Raw genomic sequence first — 19,800 nt, 5'->3', positions numbered from 1 at the left:
TTCTATGTCAGAAAAAATAATAAAACAAAACGGAGAACTTATTGTTCCGCATCATGTTATTATTCCTTTTATTGAAGGAGATGGAGTAGGGGCGGAGATTACACCCGTAAGCCAGCGTATTGTAGATGCAGCGGTAGAAAAAGCATATAACGGTGAACGAAAAATAGAATGGAAAGAAGTACTTGCCGGTGAAAAAGCATTTAATGCAACGGGTAGTTGGCTTCCTGAAGAAACTATGACAGCGTTCAGAGAATACTTAGTAGGAATAAAAGGTCCATTAACTACTCCTATTGGCGGAGGAATCCGCTCGTTGAATGTTGCCTTGAGACAAACGTTGGATCTCTTTGTTTGTTTGCGCCCTGTTCGTTGGTTTAAAGGTGTGGAAACTCCGGTGAAAGAACCTCAGAAAGTGGATATGTATATTTTCCGTGAAAATACGGAAGATATTTATGCAGGCATTGAATGGCAGCAGGGAACGCCTGAGGCAAAGAAATTCCTAAAATTCCTTACCGAAGAGATGGGCGTAACCAAAGTTCGTTTTCCGGAAACATCATCGTTTGGCGTTAAGCCGGTTTCTATAGAGGGAAGCGAGCGATTGATCCGTGCGGCTATCGAATATGCGTTAAAACATAATTTGCCGAGTGTAACAATTGTGCATAAGGGGAATATAATGAAATTTACCGAAGGAGGATTCAAACTTTGGGGATATGCGATGGCTGAAAGAGAATTTGGAGATCGTGTTTTTACCTGGCCTCAGTATGAACAATTGAAAAAAGAACAAGGCGAAGAAGCCGCTAAGGCTGCTTTGTCAAAAGCAGAAAAAGAAGGCAAGATTATCATTAAAGATGTGATTGCCGATGCATTTTTGCAGAACACGCTACTTATCCCGGAAGAATATTCTGTTATAGCCACGCTGAACTTGAATGGTGATTACGTTTCGGATCAATTGGCTGCAATGGTTGGAGGTATTGGTATAGCTCCGGGAGCAAATATCAATTACAATACAGGACATGCCGTTTTTGAAGCTACCCACGGAACCGCTCCTAACATTGCCGGAAAGAATATTGTGAATCCTTCCTCCTTACTGCTTTCGTCTGTGATGTTGTTGGAATATTTAGGCTGGAATGCTGCTGCAACTTTAATTACGGAAGCATTAGAAAAGTCTTTTCAAAGCGGGAAGGCAACACATGATTTAGCTCGCTTTATGCCAAATGGAACATCATTAGGTACTAAGGAATTTGGGCAAATGCTTATTACTTTATTATAAACAAATTAAAATATAATGCTCATGAAAAAAGAATATATAATTTACCGTCTTTCCGAATTGGCGAAAGAGTGTACTAAAATAGACAATGAATTGTTCCCGAAGTTCGATGTGAAAAGAGGATTACGTAATGAGGATGGAACAGGTGTACTGGTAGGACTCACAAAAGTTGGTAATGTTGTAGGTTACGAACGACTGCCGGAAGGTGGTTTGAAGGCTATCCCCGGAAAATTGTTTTATCGTGGGTATGATGTGGAAGATTTAGCCCACGCTTTACTGAAAGAAAAACGCTTCGGATTTGAAGAAGTTTGCTATTTGTTGCTCTCTGCTAAGCTTCCGGACAAGGAGGAGTTAGCGGCATTTAAAGAATTGCTTAATGAGAATATGGCTCTTGAGCAAAAAACAAAAATGAATATTCTTGATCTGGAAGGACAAAATATCATGAATATTCTAGCGCGTAGCGTATTGGAAATGTATACATTCGATATAAACCCGGATGATACATCACGAGACAATCTGATGCGTCAGGCTATTGAGTTAATTTCTAAATTCCCGACAATTATTGCTTACGCTTATAATATCTATCGTCACAGTACACAGGGTCGTTCGCTGCATATTCGTCATCCAAAAGAAAACGTTTCTTTGGCTGAAAACTTCTTGTTTATGTTACAGAAAGAATATACAGAACTTGATGCACGTACGTTGGACTTATTGTTAGTATTACAAGCTGAACACGGTGGTGGTAACAACTCAACATTTACAGTGCGCGTTACGAGTTCCAGTGGAACGGATACTTACTCGTCAATAGCAGCAGGTATTGGTTCATTGAAAGGTCCTTTGCACGGAGGTGCTAATATTCAGGTGGCAGATATGTTTCATCATTTGAAAGAAAATATTGTTGATTGGAACAGTGTGGAAGAAATTGACGCTTATTTCATGCGCATGTTAAATAAGGAAGTATATGACAATTCCGGCTTAATTTATGGTATCGGGCATGCTGTTTACACTATTTCCGACCCCAGAGCTGTTCTTCTTAAAGAATTAGCCCGTGATTTAGCTAAAGAAAAAGGTCGTGAAGAAGAATTTAAATTCCTGGAACTGTTGGAAGAACGCGCGATCGACAGTTTCGCTAAATTTAAAGGTACGAAGAAACGTGTATCTTCAAATGTTGACTTCTATTCCGGATTTGTATATGAAATGATTGGTTTACCACAAGAAATTTACACTCCATTATTTGCGATGTCACGTATCGTAGGATGGATGGCACATCGTATTGAAGAATTGACATTCGATGGAAAACGTATTATACGTCCGGCATATAAGAATGTTTTAGACGAAGAGGCTTATATTCCTTTGAAGAAAAGATAATAAGTTTTAGCTACTATAAAGAAAGGGCGGTTGAAAATTTTCAACCGCCCTTTCTTTATATAGTAAGCTAAACTTTGTTAAGCTCCGAAATCGTCGAATAATAACATTTCACGAGGGACGCCAAGGTTATCTAACATCACTTTTACTGCATTAGACATTGGACCGGGACCGCACATGTAGTATTCAATATCTTCCGGTGCTTCATGATCTTTCAGGTAGTGATCATAAATAACCTGATGAATAAATCCTACATAACCTGTCCAGTTATCTTCCGGACGTGGTTCAGACAGTGCAATGTTGAACTTAAAGTTCGGGAATTCCCTTTCTATTTCGCGGAAATCTTCTTCGTAGAATATTTCATTCTTAGAACGGGCTCCATACCAGTAAGTCACTGTACGATCCGTAGTTTTAAGCGTTTTGAATAAGTGAAGCAAGTGCGCACGCAAAGGAGCCATACCTGCACCACCACCAATGTATAACATTTCACGTTTGGTATCTAAGATATGGAAATCTCCATAAGGACCGGACATCTTTACTTTGTCTCCCGGTTTGAGTGAGAATATGTAGGAAGACGCGATACCCGGAGTAACACCGGCTTTCCATGTTCCGGTTGCACGGTCAAATGGAGGTGTTGCAATACGAACGTTAAGGGTCACAATATTTCCTTCGGCAGGGTAGTTGGCCATAGAGTAAGCACGAATTGTTTCTTCATTATTCTTACATGTTAAAGGCCATAGTTTGAACTTATCCCATTCCGCTTTGAATCGGTCGTCAATTTCCATGTCTGCAAATTTGATATCGAATTTCGGAATAGCGATTTGCGCGTAACTACCGGATTTAAAGTTCATCGTTTCGCCTTCCGGCAATTTAACGGTAAATTCTTTGATGAAAGAAGCAACGTTATGGTTAGAAACTACTGTACATTCCCATTCGTTTACTCCGAACACCTCTTCAGGAACCTGAACTAACAGATCACCTTTTACCTTAGTCTGGCAACCAAGTCTCCAGTTTTCCTTAATTTGTTTGCGTGAGAAGAAGCCAACTTCAGTAGGAAGGATAGTACCTCCTCCTTCTAATACCTGACAACGGCATTGTCCACAACTACCACCACCACCACAAGCGGAAGACAAATAAATGCCTTCACCCTGAAGTGTATTTAAAAGAGTAGCACCTTGAGCTACACTAAACTCTTTCTCCCCATTTACAGTTAATTTCACATTACCGGAGGGAATCAATTTTGCTTTTGCATATAATAGAGTGGCTACGATAACCATTGTCAGCGTAAAGAATACGATTACACTGACGATGATTGTAAACCCACCTGATATAAGTATTGTCATCTTTATTTATTACTTAATTCGTTAATATTATATCTTCAATCCGGAGAAACACATAAATGCCATACCCATTAATCCGGTGATGATAAATGTGATACCTAACCCTTTCAATGGTTTAGGCACATCAGAATAGCCTAATTTCTCACGAATTGCAGCCAGTCCGACGATGGCCAATAACCAACCGATACCCGAACCTAATCCGTAAACAGTTGCAACGCCTACGTTCGCGAATGCTTTCTGTTGCATGAATAACACACCCCCAAGGATAGCACAGTTGATACAAAGCAAAGGAAGGAAAATACCTAACGCTGCTTGCAAAGAAGGCATAAATTGCTCGATTATCATTTCAACCAACTGACCGAACGAAGCAATAACTGTTATGAAAATGATTAAACTGATGAAACTTAAATCTACGTTTGCGAAACCTTCGCCTAACCAGCTTAATGCACCTTCTTTTAACACATAATTATCCAACAAAAAATTGATTGGAACGGTAAAGACAAGGAAAAACGTGACCGCAAGCCCTAAGCCTAAAGCTGTTTTTACGTTCTTAGATACAGCCAGATACGAACACATACCCAAATAGTATGCGAAAACCATATTTTCAACGAATACTGAACTGACTAACGTACTTAATATTTCTTGCATGTTATTTCTTATTTACCTGTTTTATTTTTCCTCCTGAAGGTCTTTATTTCTCGCTCGATGAATCCAGATAATCACAGCAATAACAATAAGTGCCATTGGTGGGAGAATCATCAATCCATTATTAACATAGCCCCAGTCATAAAAAATCTGAGGAACTATTTGTATACCTAAAAGAGTGCCCGAACCTAATAGTTCACGGAAGAAACCTACAATAATAAGAATTACACCATAGCCGGCTCCGTGACCAACCCCATCCAAGAAAGACTCCCAGGGGCCGTTGCTCAAACCGAATGCTTCCATACGTCCCATCAAAATACAGTTTGTTAGGATCAGTCCGATAAAAACAGACAACTGTTTACTTACATCGTAAGCAAATGCTTTTAATATTTCACTAACTAATGTAACCAATGTAGCGGCTACTACTAACTGAACAATAATACGGATACGGTTAGGTATCGTTTTACGGATCAAAGAAATGATCACATTCGCAAACGCAATAACCACAACAACGGAAATTGCCATTACGATAGAAGGTTCTAACTTAGCAGTAACGGCCAGTGCCGAACAAATACCAAGCATTTGTACAACAACCGGGTTTTTCTTACTAATAGGTCCCAGTAAAATATCTTTGTTTTTTCCAGAAAATAAACTCATAGTCTGCTTAGTTATTTAGATTTTAAAAATTCCACATAATTATTCAAACTGTTGTAGATCATTTTATCTACTCCCTGACTGGTAATCGTACCACCGGAAATACCATCTACGTAGTCCTGTCCTTCAGCTGTTTTACCAGGCTTCACAATGGCAATACTTTTAAACTCCCCATTTTTGAAAATTTCTTTGCCAACAAATTGGCGTCCGAAAAATGGAAGCGTGATTTCTGCCCCTAACCCCGGAGTTTCACCGGCATGACTGAAGTCTGCACCAAAAACCGTGTTCTTATCATCATTCAAAGCCAAATATCCCCACAGCGGACCCCATAAACCGGTGCCACGCATAGCGACGATATATTTGACCTGACCATCAATTTTTGTAACAAAAACCGGCAGGGCAGTTCCGCCTGCAAAAGCCTTAGCAACATCTGTCTTGAAAGCATCACCTTCAACTTTATCGCCATCTTTGTTTACAAGAAAAGTTTCCTGAACCAGTTCATCATATTTTGCCTCTACGTCTTTTGCTGTAGCTACAACATTAACGCAGCGCAGTATCTGTATCTTTTTATCAATCTCTTCGTTTTTCTTTTGCGTATCTTTTAACACCTGATTCGTGAAAGCTAATGCTGCCGCCACGAAAATTACAAGCAAAGCCGCATATATAACGGTATATAGATTACTTTGTGTATTCATATCTTATATTCCCTCTTTATTACTTAATTGCTCTCTTTAAGCGTTGTTTGATGTTTGCCTCAACCACATAATAGTCAATTAATGGAGCGAATATGTTCATCAGCAGAATTGCCAACATCATACCTTCCGGATAACCAGGGTTCAGTACACGAATCACTACAGCCATGAAGCCAACTAACAATCCATAAATGTATTTTCCTTTTTCAGTACGAGCCGAAGTAACAGGGTCTGTTGCCATAAACACGGCACCAAACGCGAAACCACCTAATAAAATATGCTCTAACGGACCTAAAGACATAGATGCTGTAGTTCCGATCAGATTAAACAACGATGCGGTTACGGCACCTCCGATAAATACGGAAAACATTGTTTTCCAACTGGCTATTTTGGTAACTAATAAAATAACGGCTCCGATAAGGATCGCTAATTTGGAAGTTTCACCTATTGACCCCGGTATTAAACCGATAAACATATCCATTAATGATAAAGGATCGCCTAATACGTCGGTAACGGCTGTGCTGTTTGTTGTTGCTGTACCAATCTGTCCTAAAGGAGTTGCTCCGGAGAATGAATCTACAACTGTGCCATCTCCTAAACCAAAAGTAGTCGATGTGCGTACAAACACTTTATCACCGGACATGGCTGCCGGATAAGCAAAGAATAAGAATGCGCGCGTAACTAACGCCACATTAAATATATTATAACCGGTACCACCAAATACTTCTTTCGCAAAAATAACCGCGAATGCCGTAGCAATAGCGATCATCCAAAGCGGTGTATCTACAGGTACGATCATTGGGATCAACATACCTGATACCAGGAATCCCTCTTGAATTTCTTCTTTTTTGATCTGGGCAACGACAAATTCAATACCTAAACCAACACCATACGAAACGATGATCTGAGGTAATACTGCCAGAAAACCAAAAATAAATGTCGCCCAAAAACCCGGATCTGCGCCAATTGCCAGATTGTGTTGGTGACCGACATTATACATACCAAATAATAGAGCAGGAATCAAAGCGATGATTACCACTATCATGGTACGTTTAGAATCTATGCTGTCGTGAATGTGCACTCCTGATTTTGACGTTGTGTTCGGTGTAAATAAAAAAGTTTCGAACCCGTCAAAGACAGAACGGAACATTCCCAGCTTTCCCCCCTCTTCAAAATTAGGCTTAATCTTGTCGAGATATTTTCTTAACGCTTTCAATGTGTATTCTGTTTATTGTATTATTAATTCATTTCCTTATAAAGAAGATCCAGTCCGTTACGAACAATCTTCTGTAACTCGATCTTAGATGTATCCACCACTTCGCACAAGGCGAAATCCTCAGGAGCTACTTCGTAAATTCCCAGATTTTCCATCTTGTCAATGTCAAAAGTGATAATAGCCTTCAGCAGATATTCAGGGAATATATCCATCGGGAATACCTTGTCGTATTCGTTGGACATAATCATGGCGCGTTTACCCCCTTTGATACGGGCGTCGATAACACGTTCTTTCTTAACACCGCCAAACAGACTGCTTAAGAATGTATATCCTGCGCTGAATTTATTTACACCTAAAGCGGCCCAACCTAAAAACTCATGGGTTTCGTCTCCTTCCGGAAGTGTGCTGATTTGTGTGTCGTAGAATCCGAGGAATTCTTCTTTAGAAACTTTTGTTCCTGTCAGTACATCTCCGCTAACGATACGAACGTTTCCTTGCGTAGGTTGCAGTTTGTCTCCAACTAAACTGTTAATGTCGCAACCTGAAATGGCTTTCACATATCCTGTTTTGGATAGTTCGGAGCCGGTTAGCGCGATCAAACGGGTAAAGTCGGCAATGCCGGTGTTAAATAAACGGCCAATCTGAATTACATCGTCAGGACGAACAGCCCAAACAGTTTCTCCTTTATTGACTGGTTTGATTTGATTAATTTGTATACCTAAGTTTCCTGCCGGATGAGGTCCTTCAAACTCAACAACTTCAGCGTTGTTCACTTTAATGGCCGATCCTTTTTTCAAACTGACATATAATTTTCCGTCGGTTAATTTAGCGAGCGCATCAATCCCTGTTTGAAAATCGTTTTCCTGTCCTTTTATCACAAAATCGAAATTTGGCGCAAGAGGAACAGTGTAAAACGCAGAAACAAAAATATCGCGTGGAACTTCGTTCGGACGCGCTATGATGTCGTAAGGACGTTGTTTGATACAAGGCCAGAGGCCGGCATTTAAAAGTGCTTCTTTTATTTCTTCACCGTTGAGGGATGAAACACTTTTCTTTCCGAAATCTTCGTATTGGTTTTCCGCGTCGGGCTTAACAACGACGCTAAGCACTTTACGCTTTTCACCTCTGTTCACGGCAGTTACTTCACCGCTTACAGGAGAGACGAATTTGATTTCGGGATAGGTCTTGTCTATGATAAGGACAGAACCGGCTTTAACTTTATCCCCTACGCGGACAACAACCTTTGGGGTAATACCGTTAAAATTATCTGGAACGATAGCATAATTAGCGCTACGCCCGTTCGATAACAGTACTTCCGCGGGTTTGCCTTTCAGTTGGATGTCTAAGCCTTTTTTAAGCTTAATCACATTTGTCATAATACAACTTAAGATGTTTATGTAATTTTATCGCAAAAATACACATTTATTTATGTTTAAGAGCATGATGACCTAATTAATTAATGAAATAAATCCATAAATTTGTATCCTTATAGAATAAAAGTCGTAATAGGTATGAAACGAGTAGTATCCTTCTTATTTTTGTTTCTGATTGTTGCTTTTAATGGTAAAACAGAGGAAATTTATAACACTTCTGTTTTTAGCCGGACAATTAAAAATTTACAAATAAAAAACGCGGGTGAATTTTTTTCAAATCCGGTGATAAATCTGAACGGTGATAAGCAATTGGAAATAAATTTTGATGTGTTGGGTGATGGTTATACCCGTTATGCGTATTCTATTGTGCATTGCAACGCGGATTGGACCCCTTCACCGGTTTTACCTATTGAGTATATTTCCGGATTTCAGGGGACCACGATTGATGATTTTGCCAACTCAATGGCAACGACTACTGCTTACGCTAATTATCGGTTTTATTTGCCTAATGAAGATGTTCAATTCAAACTGTCCGGCAATTATGCGGTGAAAGTTTACGACGAATCCGAGCCCGACAAGATTCTTTTTACGGCTTGTTTCTATGTAGCTGAATCTCTTGTTTCGATAAGCACGAAAATATCGGGTATTACTGATATCGATGTGAATAAAAATCATCAGCAACTTGAATTCTCCATTGATCACAAAAACTTTCCTATTCCTCATCCCCTTACTGATATGAAGGTTTGTGTTTATCAAAATGAACGCCGGGATAATTTTGTGACCGATCTTAAACCGTCCTCCATTTTGCAAAACCAATTGGTCTATTCGCATAATAGTGAACTTATTTTTAAGGCGGGGAATGAATACCGGAGGATGGAGTTTCTGAGCAATAAATACAATGGAATGCATGTGGAGCAGGTTCAGTTTTTTAATCCATTTTATCACATGACACTTTTCCCGGATCACAGCAGAAATCAGTTCTCTTACCAATACGATCAGGATCAGAACGGACGTTTTTTTACGCGATGCAGCGATTGTAGCGATCCGGATACGGAAGCCGATTATTTCATTGTTCATTTCACCTTGGCAGAGGATGAAATTCCGGGGGGGGATGTATATCTTAACGGACAGTTTCTTTGCAACAACTTCAATGAGGAGAGCCGGATGGAGTATAACCATGAAGCCGGGCAGTATGAAAAAAGTTTGTTGCTGAAAGCCGGTAGTTACAATTACCAATACCTGTTTGTGCCTGATGGAGAAAAAATAGGCCTGACTTATCCTGTTGAAGGGGATTTCGCAGAAACGGAAAACGAATACACCATTGCGGTTTATTACCGTCCGATAGGTGCGCGTTATGATCGCCTGATTGGTTTTGAAAGAGTACAGAACAGCATGTCAGTGTTTTGATCCTTACCAAACCTTCTTCCCCATAAGATAAGTGGCTGAGATGTTTCCTTTCATTATAGGTCGATTTTTCTTATTCTGCTGATAAGTTCGTCCATCCTTTCAATAATTGTATCGAATGATTTTTTGTTTTCATCGTAAATGAAACTCTCTTTCATATTTTCGTAGTCTTTTCTCCAGCTACCTATCAAATGGTCCGGAGGAGAAATTTGTATCAGAGCCGGTGTATGCGTCGCATAGTCAATCTCTTTCAAGTTGTTGAACTTTTGTCTGTGATTGACTACCGCCTTATATAAATCAATGTTCTCCAATGCTGATTGCGCAAATGAACTATCCATCATCTTTTCCAGATCATACAGATGTCTCGACATCCTATCCGTACGTGGATTTTCCTTTTGATACTCCTCGTGCAACAAGAATATCTTTTCCAAAAAGGTTCGTTCCGGCAATACCGATTTAAAAAGACATGTTAGCTTGCTGTCAATTACTGGGAAATGGGAATGGATAAGCGTAGTTATTTCTTGTTTTACAAATGGTTCATCCAATGACATAGCACTAAACTCAATCTTTATAACCGGAAGTAGGTAATCTATTCTATTCGGAAGAATACTCTGATATTTTACTTCCACAACAGTAACCATATCGCTGCTGTTTTTGGTAATAAGCTCAATTTTATAACCTGTTATTCCTTCTGAAGAAAGTATGCCATCTAACTCCGGAAGTAGTTTCTTATCTATATAATGAAATGCCTTTCTGCGAATTTTAGTTCGTTGTTGATTTGTTTCTTCGGGTAAGTGAAAGAAAGATCGGTTTATAGCCAAATCAATATCTTCACTAAACCGATTAATCAGTCCCCATGATTTACTGAGCGACGTTCCACCTTTGAATTGAAGAACGTCAGCCCAAGACGTTTTCGAGAGTGCTACTAAAACGACACTTACCCACCAATCCTTTTCTATCGCTTGTTCTGCTGCAATCCTTTTAGCTTCAGCTGTCTGTTGTAACAAAACCAATTTCTCTTCATTGGTATAATTCAGCCAAATACTCATTCTGTTACTGTTTTTATGATTGGTAGAAGTAATTCCTTAATCCATACTGGCGATAGGTATAGGTCGTGCATCATGGTTGCCCGTTCATTAGCCGCACCCGCCGTAATAAGTTCAACTATTCTGTTCCTCATTTCGTTAGTCACACGGTTTTCTCCAACTTCTTTTAATGCAATGATAATCAATGGAAGAAGATTGCCTTTGAACTGAAAATTTTTTTGAACAACATTTTTGAAGACAATATTTCTTTCGCCAACCTTCACTTTTCGCTTTGCACCATTGGTTATATAAACAGCATTCATGGGTACTTGCGTAGAAAACCCCAATATGTTTAATGCTGTATCGCCTGTAGGCATAATTTGTGCTTTATCACGCTCAGCTATTTTATGGGCAATTTGGTCAATAGTAGGATAGACAATACCAAACTGTGTTTTTTGGGGATTTATATAAATACCGGTTGCCACACGGACAATGACGCCTTCGTTTTGTAGACGGGACAGTGTTCGCGTAACGAGATTATCGTTGTTTAAATCTTCAAAATCATTGATTGAGAATAATTTACCCTTTTCAGATTGGCTAACTCGCTCTCTTATTTTTTTTGAAATACTATCATCCATAACTGGTATTCTTTTATCTAATGTGTCCGAAATATTCGGTAAATTTCGGACAAATGTAATGAATTATTTCCGTTTAACGATTACAGGTAAGTATTCTGTTATGACATCATAAAACGAATACGCCATTGCAGTTTATTACCGTCCGATAGGTGCGCGTTATGATCGCCTGATTGGTTTTGAAAGAGTACAGAACAGCATGTCAGTGTTTTGATCCTTACCAAACCTTCTTCCCCATAAGATAAGTGGCTGAGATGTTTCGGTCGTCGCCTAATGTTTGTAATCCGAACAATTGGTTTTCGATTGTCCATTTGCCGGAGCGCACTAAATAATCACGTCTTAGTTGTTGGGTAGGGGTGGTTGCGCTGTTTACGACTATGAAATCGGCTTCTGTTCCGGGTAGGAAACTGCCTGTTTTATCTGCCATATTCAATGCCTTGGCTGTGCCCAGGGTTGATTTGTATAATGTTTCCAATACGGACATCGAATACCCTGTTGTTTGCTGAATTTTGTAGGATTCGGCCATTGTTTTCAGCATGGAAAAAGAGGTTCCGGCACCTACGTCGGTGGCAAGAACTGTCTGTATGCCCATGTTATTCGCGCGCTTCATTTCGAAAAGTCCGCTTCCTAAAAACAGATTGGAAGTAGGACAATGCGCAATGATGGCTTTTGCCGCGGCTATTCTTTTCAGCTCGCTGTCTGATAAATGAACGCCGTGTCCTAACAGCGTTCGGTCTGTTATTAGTCCTGCCCGTTCGTAAACTTCCAGATAGTCCGAACAACCGGGATATAATGCTAAAGTAGAAGCTATTTCGTTTCGGTTTTCAGATAAATGCGTCTGTATATAAGTGTCCGGATAGAGAGCGTGCAAACGACCAGCCATACGGAGCTGTTCCGGGGTGCTTGTCAGGGCAAAACGAGGGGTGATCGCATAGCTGTTTCTTCCGCTTCCATGCCATTTTTCGATTAATTCCCGACACGCTTTTTCTCCTGTTTCCACGTTGTCTGTCAGCCCTTCCGGTGCATTTCTGTCCATGAGGATTTTGCCTGTGATAAGGCGCATATTGTATTCGGAAGCAACTTGGAATAACGCATTGACCGAGTTGGTATGAACCGTAGGGTAGGCCACGCATGAGGTTGTGCCGTTGCGAAGTAATTCTTCAATAAAACTACGTGCGATACGAGTCGCGTGATCGGCTGCGTTAAATTGCAGTTCGGCCGGAAAAGTATAGTCGTTAAGCCAATCGAGCAATTGTTTGCCGTACATTCCCAACATTTCCGTTTGAGCATAATGCACGTGCGCGTCAATCAGGCCGGGCATAAGTAATTGTCCGCTGTAATCCGTTTCCCGAATCGATGCGTATTTAGATTTGAGAGACGCGTAAACTCCGGTTTCCAACACCTTACCGTCGGCAATAACAAGCGCTCCGTTGGGGATAAATTCATAAGAATCTTTATACTCCAAAGGCGATTTTGTGAAATGAAATATATCTCCTTTAAATAAATGATGTTTCTCCTGCATATTGCCCAAATTTATAAAAAAGCCGGTAATGTATGCAACACTTGTCTGCACAATCACATTTTTTCAATTTTAAGTTAAAATTGGGGGAAAAGTTACTTTTTTATGCTTGAGATCAATTAGTCTGAATATCAGCTTCTTGTATAGTGGTAAAAACATAAAGGTTATTTTTCCAAAAATAAAGGTTATTTCCGAAAAAATAAAGGATATATTTTAAAACATATAGTATTGTAAAAAACAAGCGGAATATATCCCCGGATTTATCGTGAATCTGAATTGTTAAACAGGCTCTTAGTCGGAGTCGGTTTTTATCCGGAATTTTCACCAGATCGTTATGCCGGTATAGACGCGATACCGCGTGTCTATACCGGATTATGCGTTGCTAAGAAATCAATGTAGTGAGCGATTCTTTCGCGTCGCCCAACAGTAAGGTTACCTTATCCTTCATTTCGTAAAGCGGATTAGGCACTCCGGCGTATCCGGGATTTAAGTCGTAGTTGCAGATAATAATGTGTTTTGCCTGATCTACATTCAATACCGGCATACCATATATTGGGGTGTCTACAGCATCACGGGCGGCCGGGTTGAGCACATCGTTTGCTCCGATCACAATTACAATATCCGTATCCTTGAAGTCATCGTTCACGGCGTCCATTTCGTATAACTTGTCGTAGGGCACATCGGCTTCTGCCAATAATACGTTCATGTGTCCGGGCATACGTCCTGCAACGGGGTGTATGGCGTATTTTACATCCGTTCCCTGTGCTTCAAGTTTATCCGCCAATTGCCTTACCAAGTGCTGAGCTTGTGCTAACGCCATACCATATCCGGGTACAATAATTGCCCGTTTGGCGTTTTTCAGCAGGGAGGCAGTGTCGTTCAACGGGCTGTCCGTATTTGTTTCTTCTTCTGTAGATAGACCGGACTGCTCATCTTTATAAATCAATGTAGTGAGCGATTCTTTCGCGTCGCCCAACAGCAAGGTTACCTTATCCTTCATTTCGTAAAGCGGATTAGGCACTCCGGCGTATCCGGGACTTAAGTCGTAGTTGCAGATAATAATGTGCTTTGCCTGATCTACATTCAATACCGGCATGCCGTAAATCGGGGTGTCTACAGCGTCACGGGCGGCCGGGTTGAGCACATCGTTTGCTCCGATCACAATTACAATATCCGTATCCTTGAAGTCATCGTTCACGGCGTCCATTTCATATAGCTTGTCGTAGGGCACATCGGCTTCTGCCAATAATACGTTCATGTGTCCGGGCATACGTCCTGCAACAGGGTGTATGGCGTATTTTACATCCGTTCCCTGTGCTTCGAGTTTATCCGCCAATTGCCTTACCAAGTGCTGGGCTTGTGCTAACGCCATGCCATATCCGGGCACAATAATTGCCCGTTTGGCGTTGTTTAATAAGGTACTATAGTCGCACGGTTTAGACTCTTCAGGAGGCGTTGCTGCCGAATCGCCGGTAACCTTCACCACATTACCGCTTGCTACCGATGTTTTACCGGTCAGGATAACCATTAAATTACGGTTCATGGCACGACACATAATCTGTGTAAGAATTAACCCGGACGAGCCAACGATACCTCCGATAGAAACAACTAATAAATCGCCGATAGCCAGACCGGCAATAGCAGCGGCAACCCCGGCTAAAGAAGTTAGCAAGGAAATTGTAATCGGCATATCTGCTCCACCTACACGGATGGAGAAGGCTAATCCGAATAAAGAACCGGAGAGTATGGCAAGTGTAAGAATGAAGTAAGGATCAGCTAAAACCCCGAAGCCTCTGCCTGTAAAGAAGCTCAGCGCAATGGCTGTTAAAGAACCAATAATGGTAAGCAGCAGAATAGCTTCATGATTTTTCCATATAACAGGTTTTTGAGATAATAAACGGTGCAGTTTTCCGGCTGCAACCATACTGCCTACAAAAGTTACCATCCCCACAATAACTGCAACTACAGCAGTTACGTTTACAAACAAAGGGTACTTTATCACTTCATCAACACCAATGCCAATATAAGTAAGTCCGCCTACAATCGCTCCCGCAAGTCCGCCAAGACCATTAAGCATGGCAACGGTTTGTGGCATCTGCATCATCTGTACCTTACGTGCAATGTATGCACCAATAACACAACCCACAAGGATGAAAACATAAATGGTAGTGACTTCTACGATTTTGTAGTGTAATAACGTGGTTATAAAACCGGCAAGTAAAGAGAGTGAAAGAATTAAATTTCCCCGGGTGGCTGTTTTAACTTTGCTCATCATCGATATACCGGCGAGGGCTAACAGAGAGAGCAGGCCACAAATGATATAATATAATGTGTCTGTCATTTCTTGTCGGAGTTATCTTTGTGTTTAAACATTTTCAGCATTCGATGTGTAACGGCAAAACCGGCTACGACATTTACTGTGGCAAGAATTATGCCTATACCACCGAAAACCTGTCCGATAAGCATATCGGCTCCTTCTGTTTGGTAAGAGTAACCTACAGTTACAACAGCGCCTAACAGACAAATACCGGCCAGAGCATTCATGCCTGTCATCAAGGGAGTATGCAATAGACTGGGCACATTTTTTATAATAAAGTATCCTACAATCGAGGATGCGATAAAAATCAGGATTAAAAAGATCGGATTCATTTGCTTTTATTTTGTGATAGGTGGTGTATGTAGATGCGCGCGGTCGTGCGCATCTACAGTCAGAAAAATTCTCAATCCGGTTATTGTTGCATAGCCTCCAGTGTTCCGGCATGCACTATTTCACCGTCAATAGTAACCAATATGGATTTAACTATTTCGTCAGTCGTATCTAAACTTATTTTACCGTCTTTGATCAGGTATTTCGCTAAGTTGTATACATTATTAGAGAACATCCATGTTGAGCTGCTGGGGAGCATTCCCGGAATGTTTTTAATACCTATTATTGTAACGCCGTGTTTTACTTCGGTTGTTCCTGCCGGAGTTATGTCGCAGTTGCCGCCCTGATCAACGGATATGTCAACGATAACCGAACCGTTTTTCATTTCCTTTACCATGTCTTCCGTTATAAGTATAGGGGCCACTTTGCCCGGCACTAAAGCACTGCAGAAAACAATGTCCATATCTTTGATCGTTTCACGTAGTTTTTCACGCTCTTTCTCCACCCATTCTTTCGGTAAATTTTTTGCATAGCCACCTTCAGCGATTGCTAATTCGGAAGGAACTCCGGCATCCACTATTTTTGCACCCAAACTTTGAGCTTGTTCGATTGCCGCCGGACGAATATCTGTTGCATACGTGATCGCTCCGAGTCGTTTCGCGGTAGCTAATGCCTGCAATCCGCCTACGCCCACACCGATAACCAATACTTTAGCCGGAGGTATGGAACCCACCGCGGTGAACATAGGAGGCATAAATTTAGACATCGCGTTTGCGGCCAATAAAATACCTTTGTATCCCGCGCATGTGCTCATAGAGGTGAGCGCGTCCATAGTTTGCGCCCGTGATATACGGGGAACACCATCAAGGGTCATGCTTGTAATGCCGTTTGCCGCCAGTTTTTTTACCATTTGGTGGTTAACCGGAGATGCCGGATGTATAAACGTGATCAGATGCTGACCTTTATGCATCAGGTCTACTTCATGGGTGTCATACGTTTTGTTGAACAAGGGCTCTTTTACCTTTAAGATAAGATCGGCTTTTTCAAAAACTTCTTTTGCCGAATCAATGATTTGAGCTCCGGAATTTATGTAATCTTCATCGAAATAGAAAGATCCGGCACCTGCGTTTTTTTCTACTAAAACTGTTGCTCCATCTGCAATAAACTTTTTGACTGTTTCCGGTGTTGCAGATACGCGCGCTTCGCCGGGCATAATTTCTTTAGGAATTCCAATAATCATAATAATATTTTTTTAATTGTTTTAAAGCCGCTTTCAGGTGCTTTGAATATGAATAACTATTTTTGGCAGACCTGAGCGTTTACAAAGTGATACAAATATATAAAATATTAGAATCCAAACTGAAACTAAGGTATATATGATAACGGTAGGTTAAGGAATTAATGTTTTTTGCATTTTTCAGCCTGTTAAACACTATCTTTGTGGCTCGATATATGACTTAAACGTCCGAATAAATACACAATGGAAAGAAACACGATCAATCAGATTATCAGATTACTTAAAAAAGAAGTTGTTCCGGCTATCGGTTGCACCGAGCCGGTTGCTGTTGCTTTGGCTTCTGCCAGGGCTACTGAGTTGTTGGAAGCTAAACCGGATCGGATTGACGTTTTTCTTAGTGCGAATGTGCTGAAAAATGCCATGGGAGTGGGAATTCCCGGAACCGGAATGGTGGGGCTGCCTATTGCTATTGCTTTAGGTGCATTGATTGGAAAATCGGCTTATGGACTGGAGGTATTGCGTGATCTGACACCGGAAGCGGTGGAGGAAGGGCGTAAAATGATAGCTGATAAGATGATTTTTGTTTCGCTGAAAGAAAATGTAGACAAGCTTTATATCGAAGTTGTATGTTCAAATAAATCAGTCAGCGCAAAGGCGATTATTTCGCATGGACATACGCAATTTGTTTACCTGGAAAAGGAGGGCGTGGTCTTGCTGGATTCTACTTCTGCTGTTTGCAAACCGGATGAAAATGGGGAAGAGACTGATTTTCGCCTTTCATTTGCAACGGTATATGAGTTCGCGATGACTGTGCCTTTGGAAGATATTCGTTTTATTCTGGATGCTGCCCGGCTGAATAAGAAAGCGGCTGAAGAAGCATCAAAGCATGAATATGGTCACTCGGTGGGCCGGATCGTAACCGGAACGTATGGTAAAAAATACATGGGAGATACTTCGCTGACCCGTATGTTGGCAATGACTTCCTCGGCTTGTGATGTGCGTATGGATGGAGCGATGGTTCCGGTAATGAGCAATTCGGGCAGTGGAAATCAGGGAATCGCGGCTACGCTACCTGTTTTGTCTTTTGCCGAAGATGTGCAATGCACAGAGGAACAATTGATCCGCTCGTTGATGTTAAGTCATTTGATGGTTGTTTATATAAAACAGAGTCTTGGCCGTTTGTCTGCCTTGTGCGGTTGTGTAGTTGCTGCTACCGGAGCAAGTTGTGGAATAACATACCTGATGGGTGGAAACAGGGAGCAGGTTTCATACGCGGTAAAGAATATGATCGGCAACCTGACCGGAATGATCTGCGATGGAGCCAAGCCAAGTTGCGCGATGAAAGTTTCCAGCGGTGTTTCCACGGCTATGCTTTCCGCGTTGATGGCTATGGAAAATAAAGTGGTGACCGATATTGAAGGTATTATTGACGAGGATGTAGACAATACAATCAGCAACCTTACGCGGATAGGTTCCATAGGAATGGAAACGACCGATAAAATGGTACTTGAAATTATGACCGGAAAAAAACAGAATACTTCCACCGAAAAAAAGAATTATTAATATCTTTGAGTTTTGAAAGAAGATTTTAGTTTATGATGATCAAAGAGAATTTAATTGATGATATAAGGATCAAGTGGAAAAATATCCAATCCTATCTGTCTGAAAAAGGGTATGATGCTTGTTTGTTGAGCATGGATGTAAACCTCTTTTACGTATCCGGACAAATTTATAATGGTTATTTTTATCTTCCGGCTACCGGTGATCCGCTTTTTTTTGTAAAACGCCCGAATGGGTTGGACGGTAAATCGGTTTTTTATATCCGTAAACCGGAACAAATAGTCGATTATATGGCTGATCTCGGAATGGAAAAGCCTAAGTCGATCATGCTTGAAGCCGATGAACTTACTTATAATGATTATGTAAGGTTACAGGCTTTGTTTACACCGGAAAAGACGGGTAATGCAACAACAATGATGCGTGAAATCCGCCGGATAAAAACTCCCTGGGAGATCGAACAGTTTAGAATTTCAGGTAAGATGCATACAAAGACTTATTCTGAAATTCCCGAATGCTATCGCGCAGGAATGACTGATCTCGAATTTCAGTACGAAATAGAACGGCGAATGAGGAAGAACGGTTCTTTTGGCGTTTTTCGTACGTTCGGATCAAATATGGATATTTTTATGGGGAGTATTCTTGCCGGAGAGAATGCAGAGGCTCCTTCTCCGTTTGACTTCGCTTTGGGTGGGGCCGGAGTAGATGTTTCCTGTCCGATTGGCGCAAACGGAACATTACTCAAAGACGGCACAGCCGTTATGGTTGATATGGCCGGTAATTATACCGCGTATTGCACAGATATGACACGGGTATTTGCCGTAGGTAAACTGCCTGAATTGGCTTATAAAGCACATCAGGTGTCTTTGGATATACAGTATGAAATGGAAAGTAAAGCTCAGCCCGGATTTTCTACTGCGGAAATTTTTAATCTGGCGGAATCGATTGCCGGTAAAGAGGGTTTGTCAGCGTATTTTATGGGAACTAAGCAACAAGCTAAATTCGTGGGGCACGGTATCGGGCTTCAGATAAATGAATTGCCGGTGCTTACTGCTCGTTCTAAAGATTTGCTGGCGGAAGGAATGGTGTTCGCCCTTGAGCCTAAATTTGTTATTCCCGGAGTGGGAGCTGTGGGTGTTGAAAACAGTTATTTGGTAACAGCCGCAGGGGTTGAAAAGCTTACCTGTGCTGCTGAAAATATTATTAATTTTTAAATGATAATCAAGC

General features: G+C 41.0%; 17 protein-coding genes. 5 read left to right on the top strand and 12 right to left on the bottom strand.

Annotated features, from left to right (window positions below; genetic code table 11):
• Positions 1-4: 4 nt before the first annotated feature.
• Positions 5-1,267 (top strand): NADP-dependent isocitrate dehydrogenase, encoded by a 1,263-nt coding sequence (icd, locus tag B9Y81_RS07680; protein WP_085536396.1) that lies wholly within the window; start codon positions 5-7, stop codon positions 1,265-1,267.
• A 21-nt stretch (positions 1,268-1,288) separates the two neighbouring features.
• Positions 1,289-2,632, top strand: a complete 1,344-nt coding sequence (locus B9Y81_RS07675; protein WP_085536574.1) for a citrate/2-methylcitrate synthase — start codon at positions 1,289-1,291, stop codon at positions 2,630-2,632.
• 77 nt (positions 2,633-2,709) lie between these two features.
• Here B9Y81_RS07675 and nqrF read toward each other — a convergent pair whose 3' ends face one another.
• The 6 genes from nqrF to B9Y81_RS07645 are packed head-to-tail and all read right to left on the bottom strand — an operon-like array spanning position 2,710 to position 8,552.
• Positions 2,710-3,972 carry an NADH:ubiquinone reductase (Na(+)-transporting) subunit F gene (nqrF, locus tag B9Y81_RS07670; RefSeq protein ID WP_085536395.1) on the bottom strand — a complete coding sequence of 421 codons (1,263 nt, stop codon included), beginning with the start codon at positions 3,970-3,972 and terminating at the stop codon, positions 2,710-2,712.
• A 27-nt stretch (positions 3,973-3,999) separates the two neighbouring features.
• Complete coding sequence (nqrE, locus tag B9Y81_RS07665; protein WP_085536394.1) at positions 4,000-4,617, bottom strand: NADH:ubiquinone reductase (Na(+)-transporting) subunit E; 618 nt, start codon at positions 4,615-4,617, stop codon at positions 4,000-4,002.
• 21 nt (positions 4,618-4,638) lie between these two features.
• On the bottom strand, positions 4,639-5,271 hold the full coding sequence (locus tag B9Y81_RS07660; protein ID WP_085536393.1) for an NADH:ubiquinone reductase (Na(+)-transporting) subunit D: 633 nt from the start codon (positions 5,269-5,271) through the stop codon (positions 4,639-4,641).
• Between the two features lie 11 nt (positions 5,272-5,282).
• The gene (gene nqrC / locus B9Y81_RS07655; RefSeq protein WP_085536392.1) at positions 5,283-5,963 is read right to left on the bottom strand and encodes an NADH:ubiquinone reductase (Na(+)-transporting) subunit C; all 681 of its coding nucleotides are present in this window, start codon (positions 5,961-5,963) and stop codon (positions 5,283-5,285) included.
• Positions 5,964-5,982: 19 nt separating this feature from the next.
• On the bottom strand, positions 5,983-7,176 hold the full coding sequence (locus B9Y81_RS07650) for an NADH:ubiquinone reductase (Na(+)-transporting) subunit B (protein ID WP_085536391.1): 1,194 nt from the start codon (positions 7,174-7,176) through the stop codon (positions 5,983-5,985).
• Positions 7,177-7,199: 23 nt separating this feature from the next.
• The gene (locus tag B9Y81_RS07645) at positions 7,200-8,552 is read right to left on the bottom strand and encodes a Na(+)-translocating NADH-quinone reductase subunit A (protein ID WP_085536390.1); all 1,353 of its coding nucleotides are present in this window, start codon (positions 8,550-8,552) and stop codon (positions 7,200-7,202) included.
• Between the two features lie 135 nt (positions 8,553-8,687).
• Here B9Y81_RS07645 and B9Y81_RS07640 point away from each other — a divergent pair, with 135 nt between their 5' ends.
• A complete protein-coding gene (locus tag B9Y81_RS07640; protein ID WP_085536389.1) occupies positions 8,688-9,956 on the top strand; it encodes a type IX secretion system plug protein in 1,269 nt (422 codons plus the stop codon).
• Positions 9,957-10,009: 53 nt separating this feature from the next.
• On the opposite strand, the gene B9Y81_RS07635 is transcribed toward B9Y81_RS07640, so the two are convergent.
• From B9Y81_RS07635 to B9Y81_RS07605, 6 genes are all read right to left on the bottom strand, one after another.
• Complete coding sequence (locus B9Y81_RS07635; protein WP_085536388.1) at positions 10,010-11,002, bottom strand: nucleotidyl transferase AbiEii/AbiGii toxin family protein; 993 nt, start codon at positions 11,000-11,002, stop codon at positions 10,010-10,012.
• Positions 10,999-11,616, bottom strand: a complete 618-nt coding sequence (locus B9Y81_RS07630; protein ID WP_085536387.1) for a DUF6088 family protein — start codon at positions 11,614-11,616, stop codon at positions 10,999-11,001. Before B9Y81_RS07630 ends, B9Y81_RS07635 begins: the two co-directional genes overlap by 4 nt.
• A gap of 214 nt (positions 11,617-11,830) precedes the next feature.
• On the bottom strand, positions 11,831-13,135 hold the full coding sequence (gene guaD / locus B9Y81_RS07625) for a guanine deaminase (RefSeq protein ID WP_085536573.1): 1,305 nt from the start codon (positions 13,133-13,135) through the stop codon (positions 11,831-11,833).
• Positions 13,136-13,514: 379 nt separating this feature from the next.
• Complete coding sequence (locus B9Y81_RS07615) at positions 13,515-15,473, bottom strand: NAD(P)(+) transhydrogenase (Re/Si-specific) subunit beta (RefSeq protein WP_085536385.1); 1,959 nt, start codon at positions 15,471-15,473, stop codon at positions 13,515-13,517.
• Entirely contained in the window at positions 15,470-15,781 is a 312-nt protein-coding gene (locus tag B9Y81_RS07610) for an NAD(P) transhydrogenase subunit alpha part 2 (protein WP_085536384.1), read from the bottom strand. The genes B9Y81_RS07615 and B9Y81_RS07610 overlap by 4 nt, the downstream gene beginning before the upstream one ends.
• Positions 15,782-15,861: 80 nt before the next feature.
• Positions 15,862-17,019: an NAD(P) transhydrogenase subunit alpha gene (locus B9Y81_RS07605; protein ID WP_085536383.1), complete on the bottom strand. Its 1,158-nt coding sequence runs from the start codon at positions 17,017-17,019 to the stop codon at positions 15,862-15,864.
• A gap of 240 nt (positions 17,020-17,259) precedes the next feature.
• Between B9Y81_RS07605 and B9Y81_RS07600 the strand changes: the two genes are divergently transcribed.
• Both B9Y81_RS07600 and B9Y81_RS07595 read left to right on the top strand, forming a co-directional pair.
• Positions 17,260-18,579, top strand: a complete 1,320-nt coding sequence (locus B9Y81_RS07600) for an L-cysteine desulfidase family protein (RefSeq protein ID WP_085536382.1) — start codon at positions 17,260-17,262, stop codon at positions 18,577-18,579.
• Between the two features lie 35 nt (positions 18,580-18,614).
• Entirely contained in the window at positions 18,615-19,787 is a 1,173-nt protein-coding gene (locus tag B9Y81_RS07595) for a M24 family metallopeptidase (RefSeq protein ID WP_085536572.1), read from the top strand.
• Positions 19,788-19,800: the final 13 nt, after the last annotated feature.

The sequence above is a fragment of the Massilibacteroides vaginae genome, assembly GCF_900178525.1.
GTDB classification, from domain to species: Bacteria; Bacteroidota; Bacteroidia; order Bacteroidales; family Tannerellaceae; genus Massilibacteroides; species Massilibacteroides vaginae.
This window is presented reverse-complemented; position numbering and strand designations above follow the sequence as displayed.

What these genes read in the sequence shown, in the direction of transcription:
- icd (WP_085536396.1), top strand. Translation starts at nt 5, where the DNA reads ATGTCAGAAAAAATAATAAAACAAAACGGAGAACTTATTGTTCCGCAT.
- B9Y81_RS07675 (WP_085536574.1), top strand. Translation starts at nt 1,289, where the DNA reads ATGAAAAAAGAATATATAATTTACCGTCTTTCCGAATTGGCGAAAGAG.
- nqrF (WP_085536395.1), bottom strand. Translation starts at nt 3,972, where the DNA reads ATGACAATACTTATATCAGGTGGGTTTACAATCATCGTCAGTGTAATC.
- nqrE (WP_085536394.1), bottom strand. Translation starts at nt 4,617, where the DNA reads ATGCAAGAAATATTAAGTACGTTAGTCAGTTCAGTATTCGTTGAAAAT.
- B9Y81_RS07660 (WP_085536393.1), bottom strand. Translation starts at nt 5,271, where the DNA reads ATGAGTTTATTTTCTGGAAAAAACAAAGATATTTTACTGGGACCTATT.
- nqrC (WP_085536392.1), bottom strand. Translation starts at nt 5,963, where the DNA reads ATGAATACACAAAGTAATCTATATACCGTTATATATGCGGCTTTGCTT.
- B9Y81_RS07645 (WP_085536390.1), bottom strand. Translation starts at nt 8,552, where the DNA reads ATGACAAATGTGATTAAGCTTAAAAAAGGCTTAGACATCCAACTGAAA.
- B9Y81_RS07640 (WP_085536389.1), top strand. Translation starts at nt 8,688, where the DNA reads ATGAAACGAGTAGTATCCTTCTTATTTTTGTTTCTGATTGTTGCTTTT.
- B9Y81_RS07635 (WP_085536388.1), bottom strand. Translation starts at nt 11,002, where the DNA reads ATGAGTATTTGGCTGAATTATACCAATGAAGAGAAATTGGTTTTGTTA.
- B9Y81_RS07630 (WP_085536387.1), bottom strand. Translation starts at nt 11,616, where the DNA reads ATGGATGATAGTATTTCAAAAAAAATAAGAGAGCGAGTTAGCCAATCT.
- guaD (WP_085536573.1), bottom strand. Translation starts at nt 13,135, where the DNA reads ATGCAGGAGAAACATCATTTATTTAAAGGAGATATATTTCATTTCACA.
- B9Y81_RS07615 (WP_085536385.1), bottom strand. Translation starts at nt 15,473, where the DNA reads ATGACAGACACATTATATTATATCATTTGTGGCCTGCTCTCTCTGTTA.
- B9Y81_RS07610 (WP_085536384.1), bottom strand. Translation starts at nt 15,781, where the DNA reads ATGAATCCGATCTTTTTAATCCTGATTTTTATCGCATCCTCGATTGTA.
- B9Y81_RS07605 (WP_085536383.1), bottom strand. Translation starts at nt 17,019, where the DNA reads ATGATTATTGGAATTCCTAAAGAAATTATGCCCGGCGAAGCGCGCGTA.
- B9Y81_RS07600 (WP_085536382.1), top strand. Translation starts at nt 17,260, where the DNA reads ATGGAAAGAAACACGATCAATCAGATTATCAGATTACTTAAAAAAGAA.
- B9Y81_RS07595 (WP_085536572.1), top strand. Translation starts at nt 18,615, where the DNA reads ATGATCAAAGAGAATTTAATTGATGATATAAGGATCAAGTGGAAAAAT.